Here is a 14,110-nt window from a genome sequence, read left to right as displayed (position 1 = left end):
TGAAATTCGCCATTGAAGCCTTGCCCCGCATCGGTTAGAAACGCTGCACGCATGCAAACCACCGCATCGTATTTATGCACCCGTAGCTCAGCTGGATAGAGTGCTGCCCTCCGAAGGCAGAGGTCACAGGTTCGAATCCTGTCGGGTGCGCCAAACCTTCACGTTGAAGAACAATGCCGGGGACCGGCGTCTGCTGTTTTGCCCAAGAGAACGTTCGGGTCCAGCCATGGCAGCTGTGGTGAGACCGGGCTTTCCGCGTGCCTGCAAGACCCGGTCGCAGACGTTAGGCTGTTGTGCCGATCGAAAGAAGGCTTCTGGAAGTTCGCCGATATGGCGGCGGACTACTCGGGATAAGACTCAACGCCCTCGGGTGCCGCCTTGTTGAAAAGGATAAATGCCAAGGGGTTGCCGGGCTCGGACATTACGTCGCTGCGCAGGCCCGCCACCTCTCCGGCCACGCCACTGGTGTACTCCGCAACCACTTCGCCGAAGCTGTTGCGCTGGAGGGCTACCTTCTGTCCGGCTTCGACCTTGTCGTTGAGCTTGACCAGATGTTCGACGAACCCGCCCTCCGTTGCCAGAATCGGAAATGCGCTGTTGCCGACAAAGACACCCGCGTCCTTGCCAGTGCGTCCCATGGGGCCGGCAAGGATGCCGTGATGCTTGAGAACGTTCATTGTGCCTTCCACGAACTGGGCGATCATTTCGAGGTCGAGGACGCGCGCAGCACCGACCTCCGGGCAAAAGGACGGGATGCCCGCCTCGATGAACGCATTATGCAGGACGCTGGGATAGGTGTGATTGTCGAAAATCTGCCTGACGGGATAAAGATCCACGATCGCCTTGATCTCGGGCACATCCATGCTGGCAATATTGAATGCGGAGACCTCGAAACCGGTTGTCCCGGTGTGGAAGTCTATCGCGATGTCGGCGTTGGGCCGGAGGAGCCGGTTGAACAGCAGCCCGGCGTGCCGGCTGGTTGGGGTGGCACCGTTCTCGTTTCCGGGCCACACCCGGTTCATGTCGACGAGATCGGGGCCCCTGCCCGAATTGGGCCATCTGCGCTGCATGGCCTCGATGGCCGGGCCGGACACGTCCGTGACCGCCATCACAGTGCCGGACATCTCCGCCGGATCGAGCTGATTCATCACGGTCTGCACCGTATGCACTGAACTCATCTCGTCGCCATGCACGCCACTGACCAGAATGACGCGCTTGCCCGGCCTTGCCCCCTTGGCGACAATCACAGACACATACCAGTGCTTCCCCGTGGGCATCTGCACACCCTGAAAATACAGGAAGTGCTTCTGGCCCGGCTCCAGATCGTTGACATCAAGCGCGCTGACGACCTTTTTCCCCTGGATAACATCGCCGGTGTAGACCGTTCCTGATGTTGGATGGGCAGAGGGCGCCGCTGCGTCCTGGGCATTCGCCGGATCAGCGTTGACGGCGAGGGCCGCCGACGCGCCGACCGTAGCTATGGATGCGATTATGAAATCGCGGCGATCGAGGCCTTCCTTAAGGTTATCCGGCATGACGGAGGTCCTTTGTGATTTGAAGAGCTACGTTAGAACTGCGGAATGCACATGGATCGCAGGAAATGCCGTGCGACTTGGGCCACAACCATGTTCCTAACCTCGCAAAGTTGCAAGATTTCTACGGAGCTATGTCGGGCCTTGCGATCTTGCATCGCCGTTCGGCAGTCCGGAGATGGTGCAAAGCAGACTGGAGATCGACAGACATAACTATCACATGCGAGTTCGCAGTTTCATCTCGTCCGGCGCCACCTCCACAATAAGGCTGTTCCCTAGTTCAGTGCATTCGATGCGCGTTCCAGTGCCCATTCAAGGAGCTCGTCGGCGCGGGAAGCTGACGACGCCTCGGCGTAGCAGCGCAGTTCTGGCGCATTGCCGGATGCCCTGTAATGGATCACTTCTCCGCTCGAAAGAACAACCCGTATGCCGTCGATAGCATCACTTTGCTTGATGATCCCGATCTCGGCAAAATAGCCTTGTCGCCGGACTGCGTCGAGAAGACCTTGTAGAAACGGGCCGCTCGCGCTCGACGGCACATGTTCTATGCGGCCGCTGCGCGTGAAGCGTGAAGGCAATCCATTGAGAAGCTCAGCCACGTTGAAACTCTTCATCGCCGCCATGCCAAGAATGCTCAAAATCGGCAGCATCGCGTCCCGTGTCGGGAGAGCGTCCAGCCGGCGGCCGTCGAGGATGACGCCGGAGCCAAGCAGGACACCGCCATTGGCTTCGAAACCAACGATGCGCTGATAACCGTCTTTCGCGGCCTGTTCCATCCCTTCAATGACATAGGGCGAACCGACGCGGGTTCGATAAACCCTCTTGAACAATCCCGACAGCTCGATTGCCGTGTTGGAGGTGACTGGTGTGACCACTGCGTCCGCGCCAAGGAATTGAGCCGTCAACAGCCCAACACTGTCTCCACGCAGAAAAGTACCCCTGTCGTCCGCGACAAGAGGCCGGTCCGCATCCCCATCCGTGGAGACAAGCGCGTCGAGGCCGTGTTCGCGGGTTTCTGACTCCGCAAACGCTATGTCTTCCGGACGCAATGCTTCGGTATCGACCGGCACGAAAATATCCGAGCGCCCGAGCGCGACAACATCAGCTCCGGCTGTCTGCAGAATGTCGACGAGCAGATCGCGTGCAACGGAGCTGTGCTGATAGACACCGATCCGCTTGCCGGCCAAGGTGTTGGGCCCGAGAACCGAGCGGCAGCGTTGGGCATAATCTTGCAAAGCACTGTGCGAGATCGGCGACTCATTGCCGGAAAGCGGCGTTGCCGCATCAAATTCGAGACCCGACAGAATGCCTGCTTCATCAGCTTTGTCGATTTCGCCGTCGGGCCGGTAAAACTTGAGACCGTTGCGATCGGCGGGAATATGACTTCCGGTTACCATGATCGCCGGAACCTTCAGGGCAAGTGCCCGAAACGCGAGTGCAGGCGTCGGTAGGGGTCCGCAATTTTCGACCGTCATACCGAAACCCTGCGCCGCTGCAATGCAGGCCGCGGCCATCTGCGGACTACTCGATCGAAGGTCATAACCGACAAGGATTGTTCCATCGCCGGGCATTGCGTGCTGCCTGTGCATATGCGTCAGAAAAGCCCGGGTATACGCTCCGCAAACTGTATCGGAGAGCTCGACAACCAGCCCACGCAGGCCGCTCGTTCCAAATTTCAGACTACTCATGGCTCAACATTCTGGAAATACCGCGGCACGCGCGCGTGAGGATCGTAACCGCATTATATGCAGTCTTCGGCGATTTTGATACTCCAACTGACAATCGCAGCCATGCCGTGCGAGAAATTCCCTCTGCCGCACTTTAAATCTTGCGCAGAAGAGCTGCCATATACAATCCCAGCTGACCGAACATTGTTTGCCGGTAAACCCCTGACCGGAACAAATAATAGAGACGACGGAAAAGACTGGCCTTTCTAACTCCGTTAAACAGGTCACAGGCTTCACGGGCCTCGCGCGTTAAAAGGTCTCGATTCCTGGACAGTCCTTTCATGTTGAGGTCGGTCCATTCCACGAAGCGGCCTTTAAAAAGCAGGCGCAGTCTTCTTATGCGTGCCAGCATTCCAAGATTGGAGCCGATCTGGTTGTTCACGTGCTGGCGATAATGAACCAGCATTTCTGGCGAGTAGTGTACTGTCCCGCCTGCCCCCGAAACGATCAGATATATCCACCAATCATGGCTGACAAAGTCCGATCGACGTGAAGCCTCCGCCAGAATTTCGTGCGCTGCGCGATTATAAAGCATGGTGTTGCCGCCCGCGAGACTCTGGGCAAGCGCATTCTTAAAGCTGGGCGTACGTGTGAAGAGAGGCGATGGACCGATTACACTTCCTTCGTCGGTCACTGCAAGCGTGCGCGAGCAGAACAGGGCCGGTCCTGCCGGTGAATTATGCTCTATCCACCCCACGGATGTTGCTATTTTTTCCGGCTCCCAGAGATCGTCCTGGTCCGAGAACGCATAATAGGCTGAAATAATGTCAGGGTTGACGATCAGGGAACGGAAATTCTCGGCATAGCCCTTCTGTGGACCTGGAAGGACCGTGAACCTGCCCTTCGCCCATTTCTGCCGCCAGGAATCAAGCAGTTCGAGCGTTGCGTCGGTTGAACCATCGTCCGACACCCAGATATCAATGGCAGGGTAGGTTTGGCTCTCGATCGAAGCCAGTTGTTCGCTGAGGAATGCTGCACCATTATAGGTAGCAAGGAGGACTGATACCACTGCGCGTGATTGGTCTTGAGGCAATTGGGTCAAAATCCTTACTGAGGAATCATTTAGCGCGTGGGCTATCCTACCGGAATACAGTTTTTTTTAGTCATAAATAGCTCAAAAGTGACCCCGCTGGCCAAAGCCACCGAATGAACGCAAGCTGGAAGCGTCACGAGGAAGACCACTCGTTTACGAAGGCGTTCTTGGACTGTTCGAGCAGGCGTCCAGATTTGGGCCGCGGGCACGCACTCCACTCCCCCGGCGAAATACGAAACAATTGCCAAAAACATGCGATCAGGGGTTTGCTTCCTGGAAGAATTCAACTATATGACGACCCGCACCGGCCATTACCGCCGTCCCTCGCGGGCGGCTGTTGGGGAATAGGTTAACGGTAGACCCACGGACTCTGACTCCGTTAGTCCTGGTTCGAATCCAGGTTCCCCAGCCAAACTTTCTGCTCCAAATTTTTCGATAGCCAGATCGCGTGGGACATGCCGCCCGAGGTCGACTCTGGCTCATCCGATCGGATAGCTTTGCGTGGATCATCAATGGTGACAAGATCGGAAGTCCCTGCCAACTCAGGTAAAAATGGCAATGGACCAAGCGAACCTTTGCAGGCGCCGGATTGGTTTTGGATTAGGCAAGCTGCACCACGTCATTTCCCGCTCGACACGGACGGAGATTGTCCTTGGGGCGCTTGATGCGGGTTTCGCTCACTTTGACCTCGCGGCCGCCTATGGCGATGGCCTATGCGAAGCAGAAGCGGGTCGCATTCTGGAAGGGAAGCGACACTCGGTAACGCTTGCGACCAAATTCGGTATCAACACGTCAGACCTCGGCGCGCGCAACACGTCGCTTTATTTTATCACGAAGGCGTTGCGGAAATCATTTTCACGAACCTACGGCTGTGAATACGCACAGCGGGATTTTTCACCCGCTGCCGCAGTTACCGGTGTTGAAAATTCGCTTAGGAGGTTGCGAACAGACTACATCGATTTCCTGTTTTTTCATGAACCTCGAGATAGGGCAGACTTCGATAAACTGCCTCTGGTGATCGAAACGCTCGACCGATTAAAACAGGACGGCAAAGTTAGATTCTATGGCGTCTCCGCTCGCACGGAGCAGCTCTTGAGCAATAGCCAACAGGGATTCCTCGGAGATATTGTCCAGTTCGAGCTTTCGGACCAATCAGCATCACTTGTGCAAGCGATACCGGCAGGCGTTCCTACTTCATCTTTTGGCTTGATCAGATATCTTTCCAGACATGGCGAAGCGCGTGATCGTCTTGATTACGGGAACGTTCTGCGGTGGTTTTCCCAAAGTTACCCTGAAACCATGCCGATTCTTGCGAGCAACCGTAGTTCGGAGATAGCTCGGCTCGGCCGCGCCGCCGAAGGGATCTTTATTTGAACGTCTAGGCTGTGTGCGTGGCTGCCTCAACCGCAATTTGCCGGGCGAGACGGACCGCGAGTGCAATTGCACTCAATGTTGGATTTGCCTGACCCGAGGTAGGAAAGACTGCGCTGCCGGCAAGAAAAAGGTTATCGCAACCGAATACACGGCAGTTTCTGTCAACCACGCCTTCCCTCGCACTTGCCGCCATTCGCGCCGTTCCGATTTGGTGCACTCCGTCACCGGCGAACTCCAAAACCTTTGCCTCGGTCTGGGCGGGAGTATCGTGCCAGATCAATTCGCCCAGACCAGTACCTTTTAGCCAGTCGCCGAGGTGCTGATGCGTCCTGACGACCGCCTGCGCATCCGCGCTGCTGAAACGCAGGTCAAGAGCTACTTTTCGCAGACCCAGCGCATCGCGATCCTTGGAGAGGTAGACGCGCGAATTGGCGTTGGGCAGGTGCTCCGCGTGGTAATGCAAGGGATACCGACGTGCACCGTTGCACATATGCAGTCCGGGCAAACGCCGCTTGGACAACATCCTTCGATGAACAAACGCCGGGAGGAACCGCGTGATAGCTGGGATGCCGCGCAATACATTGAGCATATGAGCAAGTCTATCCGTCCCTTCCCCCACATTGATGCGCCTCAACGATTCACTCATCAGCGCGCGCCCCAGCGGCGGGAAGGAAAGTGCGAGATATGCAAGTGACAGTATGGGATCGCGATGGCTGGGGTCGGACATGGCCGGAAGTTTGGGCCAGAACGAGATATTTGTGAGATTCTCTTTTGTCTGAAACGCACCGCTCGCTGTCAGGCGCCTGCGGCCATAGGCGCCGTCAGGCGCGCGAAAAAAGTCGAAACCCTTGTCGAGACCGGCGTGGTTGAGACGAATGTCGGCGATATCACCTGAAAGATGTCCCATATAGTATCGTCCAAGCGGTCCGCCTTCTCCCCCAAAACGGGCAGGCGATTCGGCCTGCGCGGCGAGGAGGAGGCGCGTGGTTTCCACACCGCCGCACGCAAGCACGAAAATACGAGCTCGCAACACACCACTTCCACCACCCGCAGAGCGCACCTCGACACCCGCAAGCCCCCCACCCTCCGCAAAACACAGGCCCGTGACGCTCGCACCGAGACAAGCGGTAATTAACGGTGATTTGGCGATTGTGCTTCGATAGGCCTTGCCGAAGCTTGGCGGCTGGGCATAGCGGATTAGCGTATGGGCGCTAAACCTGTCATCGGCCGTGCCAATCCCTGTAACCGGCTCTTCGAAGCTCGTCCCGCAATTGGCATATTGGCAGGCCGTCTTGAGATGTGCCGCGAATTCCTCGTAGGAGAGTGGCCATGCCGCGTCCGCGGTGATCGGCCGGCGAGCGAAATCGACCGGATCAAGGGGGACACAACCGGCGCCCCAGAGGTTCGACGTGCCGCCAAAACTTCTTTGAACTGCCAGGGCCATGTCCCTGTTGCGTTGAGGATCCACGAGGAAAGCCTCGGAAAGAGCTTGAATATTGGCATCGGGTCCCAGCAGGCCCGATTCAAGCAATGTCACGGCTTGGCCAAGACTTGCAAGTTCAAGCGCGGTAACGAGGCCAACCGGCCCCGATCCGACAACACAGATGTGGTGTATTTTGTCAAAAATGTCATTGACGTTGTCGACGAACATCAGCACCACTCTTCCCAACCCGCCCGATCCTGGATCGATGGTTCCTTTGTTACATCGCGTTAGGCCTGTAGCCGACCGCCTTGACTTGGCTGATCCCTGTACGCAGACGCCCATGAACAACGCACGCGTAGTGCATGAGCTTCGGACCCAGAACACCACCGATGATCCACCAGTAGGGTGGCCAACGATGGTGAACGGCATCAGAGCGAATACCGACAAATCCGGCTCTCTTAAGTAAATTGCCGAGGTTACTCGGCGACCACGTAAAGAGATGGAAATTGGGATCATTTTCGCGGTAGCGCATTTTGAAGGACTCATCGGGAGTAACGATGACGATCTTGCCACCGGGCTTTACCTTGGCCCGCATGAGCCGGATCACTGCAAGTGGATCGTCCACATGCTCGAGCGCGTGATGGGAAATGATGACGTCGGCCCAATCATCCTCGACTTCTTCAAGAGCGGGGACGATCGTGAGCCCGCTTTTACGTGCAGCGTCGGCTGCGACCTCATTGACCTCAACGCCAATTTTCTCCGCCGCCTGCAAGGCTGAGAGCATGTAACCACCGCCACAGCCAAAGTCGATCAGCTTGTCGGTCGGCCTGACTTCATTTTCAAATTTGAATCGGTCTATCACCGAGGAGTATATTGAGGAGTCATTGATAAAAGAAAAGTAATGCTCATTATAGTGGGCATTCCTGGCTTCCGGAAATTCACCTGCGGTCTCGCCCATCGCGTCGCTACCCCCTTTAGCTGCATCGATTTCAAAAAATCTTTCCGGTGGAGATAGTAGAGAGTAGCCGCATTGAGCGCGAGCCACCTATCTGGGCTAGTTGGTCACTCAAGGGATGTAGATACACAACGATCGGACTAGGCCGGCAATTTTGATTGCCGGCGCGCCTGCCTCAACAAGACGTTAGCGATTCTATCGCTCGAACGGCACTGCGTCTGGCGGTCATGCCGTGCTGAAAGCTGCATTGCCCACGGGATAGTTTCGCGCTCTTGCATAATAGAGCGCGGGGACGAGGAACGCAGCCATATGCACCCAGGCAATGACGATCTCGTTGGTAAAATGAGTGATAACGAGGATGGAGGGCACCGCCGATAACATATAAACGATCTGGAATAGCGTGTTCCCTTTTATGGCGTTTGAATAGAACCGGCCCATGGCGAACGCCACCAAGAAGAACTTTACGCAGCCAAAATACCAGAATGAGGAAAAAGCATCGGCCATGCCGGTGGACGTTTCTCCGACGCCAGGAGTGTAATACTTGCTGTGAATTGAGTTTAACGGCGGAATAATCAGGGCACTCTTGATATCTTGGCCCACGAGTTGTGCGGGCACAAAGGTGAAGACCAGATCGTTCCAGTGCTCTATTCCGTAATTGAATTGGTGGCTTTCATCGAGGAACTGAATCGAGCTCACTGCGTTGTGTACCTCGTCACCGCCTTCCTTCAGCATCCGATTCCAGTTTTTCTCAAGATCGATGTTCACCACTGCGCTCCAGTCGCGCGTTTCGCCATAATAGGTCGCCGCCCGGTACTCTCCGGCCCCCAACATCCCGACGACACTGAGTACGAGCCCCCCTACAACAGCAATACGGGGGACGGCCCAGCGTCTTTGAAACCAGAAGGCGAGTGCGATCAGCAAACAGAATTCAGCGGTTTCCGCGCGACGGCCGGCGATTACAATTCTCTCGAGATAGAACGTTGCGTCGAATATTATGATGAGGAGCGCTATTCTCGAACCGCGCCGCGCATAGCAAATCAGCGCCAATGCGAGGCCGTATGTAAGTAACTTGGCAAAGAAGAGATAGGCCACCGGCAGGCCGGACAATTGGCCGCGCAAGCGCAATTCATCAGGAAGGTGTCCAAACTTGTAGAAAAAGTATGCACCGACCAAAGAGAGGACCGCGGCCGCCTTCAAGAGGCGATCCTCACTGAACATGATGTCTTTGACGATCTTCGGCCGCGTTCCTACGCTCCACCCCACGCCACACATTGCAAGACAGAGACAGGAGAACACCAGCGTCTTGACCAGCGCCTCGTCCTGGACGAAGCGGCTGTTGGCCAATCCTGGCAATTGCGGCAGGATAAAGCTGATGAAAATACCAGCGGCAAAGAAGGGGTAGTGATAGAATCGGCCGGGTACAAGTAACCCGTGAATTAACATCGTGAAACTAAGTATCGTCAGTAACCAGATTAATAACCAGACCATGATGAGTGCCACTCTAAACTCTATATACCAAGTCAACAGGAGGGCAGGGATAAAAGCAATCTGGCTAAAAGGCGTAACGCACCCGCGTCACTTGGGTCGCACGAGATCCGCCACATGCTTTGCGATGGCGAGGCAGGATGTCAGGCCGGGGCTTTCGATACCGAAAAGGTTGACCAGGCCTCCGATCCCATGGGCTGACGGACCCTCGATGACGAAATCTGCGGCGGGCTCGCCGCCGATCATGAGTTTGGGACGAATGCCGCAATATGCGGGCTGCAACGCACCATCCGGCAGGTCGGGCCAATATTTTCGTATTTCGTCATAGAACCGCAATGCGCGCAGCGGATCGACAGAGTATTCGATATCCTCCACCCATTCGACGTCAGGGCCAAAACGCATCCGGCCGGCAAGATCAAGTGTGAGGTGGACCCCCAGCCCTCCCTCTTCCGGGACCGGGTAAACAAGGTGCGTAAATGGGGACTTTCCCGCAGCGGCAAAATAATTGCCCTTGGCGTAACGCCTGCGCGGGATAAACCTATCCGGCAGCCCCGCGATGGCGGACCCCAGGGCAGGCGCTTCAAGACCGCAGGCATTGATGAAAATTGATGCCTGTATCTCGAACAGTTGCGCGCTATCGCCTTCAATTGTTTCAACCCGAAAACCATCTTCGTTGACTTCACCACCGGCGACTCTCGTACGATAGGCTATTGCAGCCCCATGACTTTCTGCATCGCCGAGGAGCGCAAGCATGAGCCCGTGACTGTCAATGATGCCGGTAGCCGGGGAAAAAAGAGCTGCAGTGCAAGTAAGCTCAGGCTCCCGTCTCTTCGCCTCAAGTTCCGACAGAAGTTGAAGATTATCGATACCATTGGCACTCGCGCGGGCGGCGATGGTGCCTAGGGTTCCGATCTGGCTATCATTGGTTGCAACGATCAACTTGCCGCATCTCGAATGCGCGATGCCATGGCTCTCGGCAAAGGCGTAGAGCGCATCCCTGCCCTCAACGCACAGCCGTGCTTTCAGGCTCCCTTTCGGATAGTATATCCCAGCGTGGATCACTTCGGAGTTGCGGGAACTTATGCCGGTGCCGAAGGTTTCGGCCGCTTCGACGATGAGCGTTTCGATGCCCCTCAGTGAGAACTCACGGGCGATCGCCAAGCCGATGACGCCACCACCTGCAATAAGACAGTCCACACGCTCCAATTTTTCAGTGCCTTCCATGCGTAGCGAAAGGTGCCAGCTTCCGCTCCAGGCTTTGAAGCGTTTCCATGATCTGCAACCCTACTCGCTCATAACATGGATAGTGAAGCAAATGCTCCGTGTCCCAATCTGCCGGGGACAGGCCGCTCCCGCTGTCCTGCGGTGCCGAGTTCTTGAGTTCAGTGAGATACTCCTGGACGGAAAACGAACTGGGCGGCGTGCCGGTCGCCACATGCATGAAGAGCGCGCGCAGCCAGAATTGTGTGGCCATAAGTTCAATCCGTATTTGTTCGTCGTCGATCATCGGCGTTCCGGTCCACATAGTATCGCCATCCTTGGCTATATTAAGCACTGATATTCGTTCGAATGATAATTAGCTTCATGTATACTGGACTACTACCAAAGCGGGAAACCTAGCCGCCAAACTAATGAGACCGGCGCGTCTCCCATATCCGATAACATCAGTTGGGTACTACTGCCCCAGAAGAGGGAGGCTGATGTATCGTCCAACAATCGTGCGCAGAATCAAAAACTTGCTTCCAGAATGAACAGCCAGTTTGCATCGCTGGCTGGAACAGGTCGCGCGGCGGGCCTCAGGCAGATTGTGCCGGATCAACCCGGGCCATGCCGACAAGCGACCTGAGGCGGCTAATGGCGTCAGGCCGGCGCCAAAGGTAGCCTAACGGTGGAAGTATAGCGCTCATCGGATGAAGCCGGACTGCGTAGCCGATCAAATCACGCACGCCCGGGTCACCACGCAACAGATGCGAAACAGCGCACCAATAGGCGCGGTCACTCAAACTTCGCCTGGCTTTGCGGAGCAATTCATCCGCGTCACGCAAGGACGCCCCGTAAGCTTCGAAGAATGCTTCAAATGCCGCCTGCGATTCAATGTTCCAATGGTGCACATTCTTCAGCACGGCCGATTGATTGGCTCCATGAATGCGGACGATCGATTGGACACCGTCAAGCCTGACGACAGCTCCAATCGCTCCAAACCTCATCCACATCTCCATGTCGTCCGTGTGTGGCAGATCCGGTCTGTAGTAACCAAGCCGCTTTTGCGCTTCCGTTCTCACCACCGCCATCGGACCATCGATTGGGCTGCGCCCGGTACTGCAGAAACAGCGCAGAAACGCGTCGCCGGCCATATATTGTTCAGCCCCTGTCAACCCGCTCGGGAGAGTTGGCGCTTCTTCGCCCTGGACGAAGACCGTGTGGCCAAACACCAGGTTCGCGTCGGGATGCCGGTCGAGCGATGAGAGGGCAGCGCGCAGCGAACCGGCCGGCAGATAGTCGTCTGAGCACAGTATCGTAAAATAATCAGATTGCGCCCAGTCGATTGCTGCATTGAACGATGCGTGAGGGCCGAGATTTTTCGGGCGGAGAAGAAGTTCAACTCGAGAGTCCGCGGCTGCGATCTCACGGGCAATTTCGACACTGTCATCGGTTGAGGCATTGTCGATGATGAGAATCCGCATGCCGTCGATGTCCTGGTTCTGCACGCTTGCGACGCAATGGCGCAGAAACCGGCCGTAGTTGTAGTTTGGTATCGCGATGTCCACGCGCGCCATTGAACTATCCTTTCCTCGATCGCAACCGGCTCACCGCTGAACGCTTCTCAGGAAATATGGACGCCAAGCTCGAATATCTCCGGCGCTTTCCATGAAGACGCTGCTAATCTCTTCAAGAAATGGATGCTGTGTTCCCTTTAAACCTATCAGCCAGCCCACGATGGCGAGGAAGCAAACCAGCGCGGTTTGCGCGAGGGTGAAGTCGAAGCGAAAACCTAGACAAACTGCTACTGTCAACGGGCCTGCAATGGTTGCAAGGCTGACATATGCACTGGGTAAGATCGCTTTGCATAAATCCCACCATGCGAACTTGACGTACCGGCGAACAAAGATGAAGCACAATACCATCTGCAGCGGCAGACTGATGAACTGGCTTGCAACAATGGCAAAGACGCCAAAAAAGGCAGCAATGAAGAGAATTACCGCCGAAGCGACCCGGGACAGCATGTTAAAAGCAAATGCCGATCGATTGGCATTCAGCGCAATCAGCAATGGGTAAGTCAGGACAACCGGGAAAAAGAAGATGGAAGAAAGCGTCAGCAACCGCGCAATTGGAATAACGTCATTCCACCCGTTTCCAAGGACGACATGGACGATGGGGTCAGCGATAATCGAAACCATCAGAAGAGCTGGCCAATAGACCACTGTAATGAAGCTAAGCGCGCGCAAATAGGATTTCTTTATGTCCACCTTGTCTCGCACGCCCGCCGCCAATGCCGGAAACGCCACGGAAAAAACCGACGAAAGAACCAATCTGTCGGGAAGATTGGAAATCGTGACCCCGCGATTATATTGACCCACGGCAGCTGAAGACATGAGGCTGCCGAGCATAACCATTGGCAAGGCATCATAGAAGCGATCGACAACGCTTGTCGCACCCCTGTACCGCCCGAATTGTGTTAATGCCTGAATCGACTTGAAAGACGGAATAAAACTCCACCACAACCGGCGCGACATTAATGCGAGCCCGGTTGCCGCAATGCTCGAGACGAGCGCACCTATCGCAAAGCTCATGACGCCCCGATCGAATACGGCAAAGCCTACGGTCGCCAGTGCATTCACAAGAATGCGCACCGTATCGATCAGCGTAACCGTACCGAATTCCATGTCGCGACGAATAAGTGACAGGTTTGGCGCCGCCAGACTCTCAATAACGGCTGCCGCAATCGTCAACGAAAGGAACAGTTTAAGTGTTTCGTTGTCGTAGAACCTGGCTAGCGTTGGCGACGCCAGCAAAAGCACCAATCCCAGAAACGACGTGAAACAAAGCATTACTGTTCGTGCGGTACAAACGTCCTGGCGTTCGACTGTTTCGAGCTGGATGAGGAAATCCGAGGTAACGAACTCTCGCAGTGAGAAAACCATGGTCGTTACACTCAACCCGATAACCGACAGACCGATCTCGGCCGGCGTCATCAACCGGGACATTACTGCAATGAGGACAAGGCTGACGATGATGCTGATGTATTGCCCGATAGTGGCCATCAGAACGGCACGACGAACGTGTTTCATAGTTCCGTGCCCTCCTTCGGCAACGTAACTACAAAGCTATAACATCTGTACTGCAAGGAAATGCAGCTATTGGGCGTAGGAGCACAGTCAAGCGGCGTAATGCGCGAAGCGTTCCAATACGCGCCGACATACATAAGGCTCCGCTCCAAGCACAATCGGGCTCCCATAGACGGCGACACGTATCGGGTGGCGAGTGCGCGCTACATCATAAATCATCCGAAAGAATATATGTCCCTCAGCAGTTTAAAAGCACATTATGGGAGCAGAAAAGCATGTTGCTTTGAGAGAACCA

The 14,110-nt window shown here is 55.6% G+C and carries 11 protein-coding genes and 2 tRNA genes; 3 read left to right on the top strand and 10 right to left on the bottom strand.

The window, feature by feature from the left end; genetic code table 11:
- Positions 1 to 76: 76 nt before the first annotated feature.
- Positions 77 to 153: transfer RNA gene (locus CU103_RS28650), tRNA-Arg, on the top strand.
- Positions 154 to 341: 188 nt separating this feature from the next.
- Here the strand turns inward: CU103_RS28650 and CU103_RS28645 are convergent.
- From CU103_RS28645 to CU103_RS28635, 3 genes are all read right to left on the bottom strand, one after another.
- Entirely contained in the window at positions 342 to 1,535 is a 1,194-nt protein-coding gene (locus tag CU103_RS28645) for a succinylglutamate desuccinylase/aspartoacylase family protein (RefSeq protein ID WP_106667441.1), read from the bottom strand.
- A 272-nt stretch (positions 1,536 to 1,807) separates the two neighbouring features.
- Positions 1,808 to 3,220: a phosphomannomutase gene (locus tag CU103_RS28640; protein ID WP_106667440.1), complete on the bottom strand. Its 1,413-nt coding sequence runs from the start codon at positions 3,218 to 3,220 to the stop codon at positions 1,808 to 1,810.
- 133 nt (positions 3,221 to 3,353) lie between these two features.
- Entirely contained in the window at positions 3,354 to 4,268 is a 915-nt protein-coding gene (locus CU103_RS28635) for a glycosyltransferase family 2 protein (RefSeq protein WP_245449055.1), read from the bottom strand.
- 362 nt (positions 4,269 to 4,630) lie between these two features.
- Here CU103_RS28635 and CU103_RS28630 point away from each other — a divergent pair.
- Together CU103_RS28630 and CU103_RS28625 are read left to right on the top strand one after the other, a co-directional pair.
- Positions 4,631 to 4,704, top strand: a tRNA-Gln gene (locus tag CU103_RS28630).
- Positions 4,705 to 4,850: 146 nt separating this feature from the next.
- Positions 4,851 to 5,666: an aldo/keto reductase gene (locus CU103_RS28625; RefSeq protein WP_162707228.1), complete on the top strand. Its 816-nt coding sequence runs from the start codon at positions 4,851 to 4,853 to the stop codon at positions 5,664 to 5,666.
- A 4-nt stretch (positions 5,667 to 5,670) separates the two neighbouring features.
- Here CU103_RS28625 and CU103_RS28620 read toward each other — a convergent pair whose 3' ends face one another.
- The 7 genes from CU103_RS28620 to CU103_RS28590 all read right to left on the bottom strand — a co-directional run bounded on the left by CU103_RS28620 (position 5,671) and on the right by CU103_RS28590 (position 13,818).
- Positions 5,671 to 7,317 (bottom strand): GMC oxidoreductase, encoded by a 1,647-nt coding sequence (locus CU103_RS28620; RefSeq protein ID WP_162707229.1) that lies wholly within the window; start codon positions 7,315 to 7,317, stop codon positions 5,671 to 5,673.
- Between the two features lie 49 nt (positions 7,318 to 7,366).
- On the bottom strand, positions 7,367 to 8,047 hold the full coding sequence (locus CU103_RS28615) for a class I SAM-dependent methyltransferase (protein WP_106667437.1): 681 nt from the start codon (positions 8,045 to 8,047) through the stop codon (positions 7,367 to 7,369).
- A gap of 222 nt (positions 8,048 to 8,269) precedes the next feature.
- Positions 8,270 to 9,544, bottom strand: a complete 1,275-nt coding sequence (locus CU103_RS28610; protein ID WP_146147889.1) for a hypothetical protein — start codon at positions 9,542 to 9,544, stop codon at positions 8,270 to 8,272.
- Between the two features lie 75 nt (positions 9,545 to 9,619).
- On the bottom strand, positions 9,620 to 10,735 hold the full coding sequence (locus CU103_RS28605) for an NAD(P)/FAD-dependent oxidoreductase (protein ID WP_106667501.1): 1,116 nt from the start codon (positions 10,733 to 10,735) through the stop codon (positions 9,620 to 9,622).
- 4 nt (positions 10,736 to 10,739) lie between these two features.
- A complete protein-coding gene (locus CU103_RS28600) occupies positions 10,740 to 11,084 on the bottom strand; it encodes a hypothetical protein (RefSeq protein WP_146147888.1) in 345 nt (114 codons plus the stop codon).
- A gap of 241 nt (positions 11,085 to 11,325) precedes the next feature.
- Positions 11,326 to 12,306 carry a glycosyltransferase family 2 protein gene (locus CU103_RS28595; RefSeq protein ID WP_106667434.1) on the bottom strand — a complete coding sequence of 327 codons (981 nt, stop codon included), beginning with the start codon at positions 12,304 to 12,306 and terminating at the stop codon, positions 11,326 to 11,328.
- A gap of 30 nt (positions 12,307 to 12,336) precedes the next feature.
- Entirely contained in the window at positions 12,337 to 13,818 is a 1,482-nt protein-coding gene (locus CU103_RS28590; RefSeq protein WP_106667433.1) for an oligosaccharide flippase family protein, read from the bottom strand.
- Between the last annotated feature and the right edge of the window lie 292 nt (positions 13,819 to 14,110).

Origin of the sequence: Phyllobacterium sophorae, assembly GCF_003010965.1 — a bacterium.
In the GTDB taxonomy this organism is placed as follows: domain Bacteria; phylum Pseudomonadota; class Alphaproteobacteria; order Rhizobiales; family Rhizobiaceae; genus Phyllobacterium; species Phyllobacterium sophorae.
This window is presented reverse-complemented; position numbering and strand designations above follow the sequence as displayed.

Coding starts and splice junctions, on each gene's coding strand:
- CU103_RS28595 (WP_106667434.1), bottom strand. CDS start 12,306: ATGGCGCGCGTGGACATCGCGATACCAAACTACAACTACGGCCGGTTT.
- CU103_RS28615 (WP_106667437.1), bottom strand. CDS start 8,047: ATGGGCGAGACCGCAGGTGAATTTCCGGAAGCCAGGAATGCCCACTAT.
- CU103_RS28625 (WP_162707228.1), top strand. CDS start 4,851: ATGGACCAAGCGAACCTTTGCAGGCGCCGGATTGGTTTTGGATTAGGC.
- CU103_RS28620 (WP_162707229.1), bottom strand. CDS start 7,317: ATGTTCGTCGACAACGTCAATGACATTTTTGACAAAATACACCACATC.
- CU103_RS28645 (WP_106667441.1), bottom strand. CDS start 1,535: ATGCCGGATAACCTTAAGGAAGGCCTCGATCGCCGCGATTTCATAATC.
- CU103_RS28640 (WP_106667440.1), bottom strand. CDS start 3,220: ATGAGTAGTCTGAAATTTGGAACGAGCGGCCTGCGTGGGCTGGTTGTC.
- CU103_RS28590 (WP_106667433.1), bottom strand. CDS start 13,818: ATGAAACACGTTCGTCGTGCCGTTCTGATGGCCACTATCGGGCAATAC.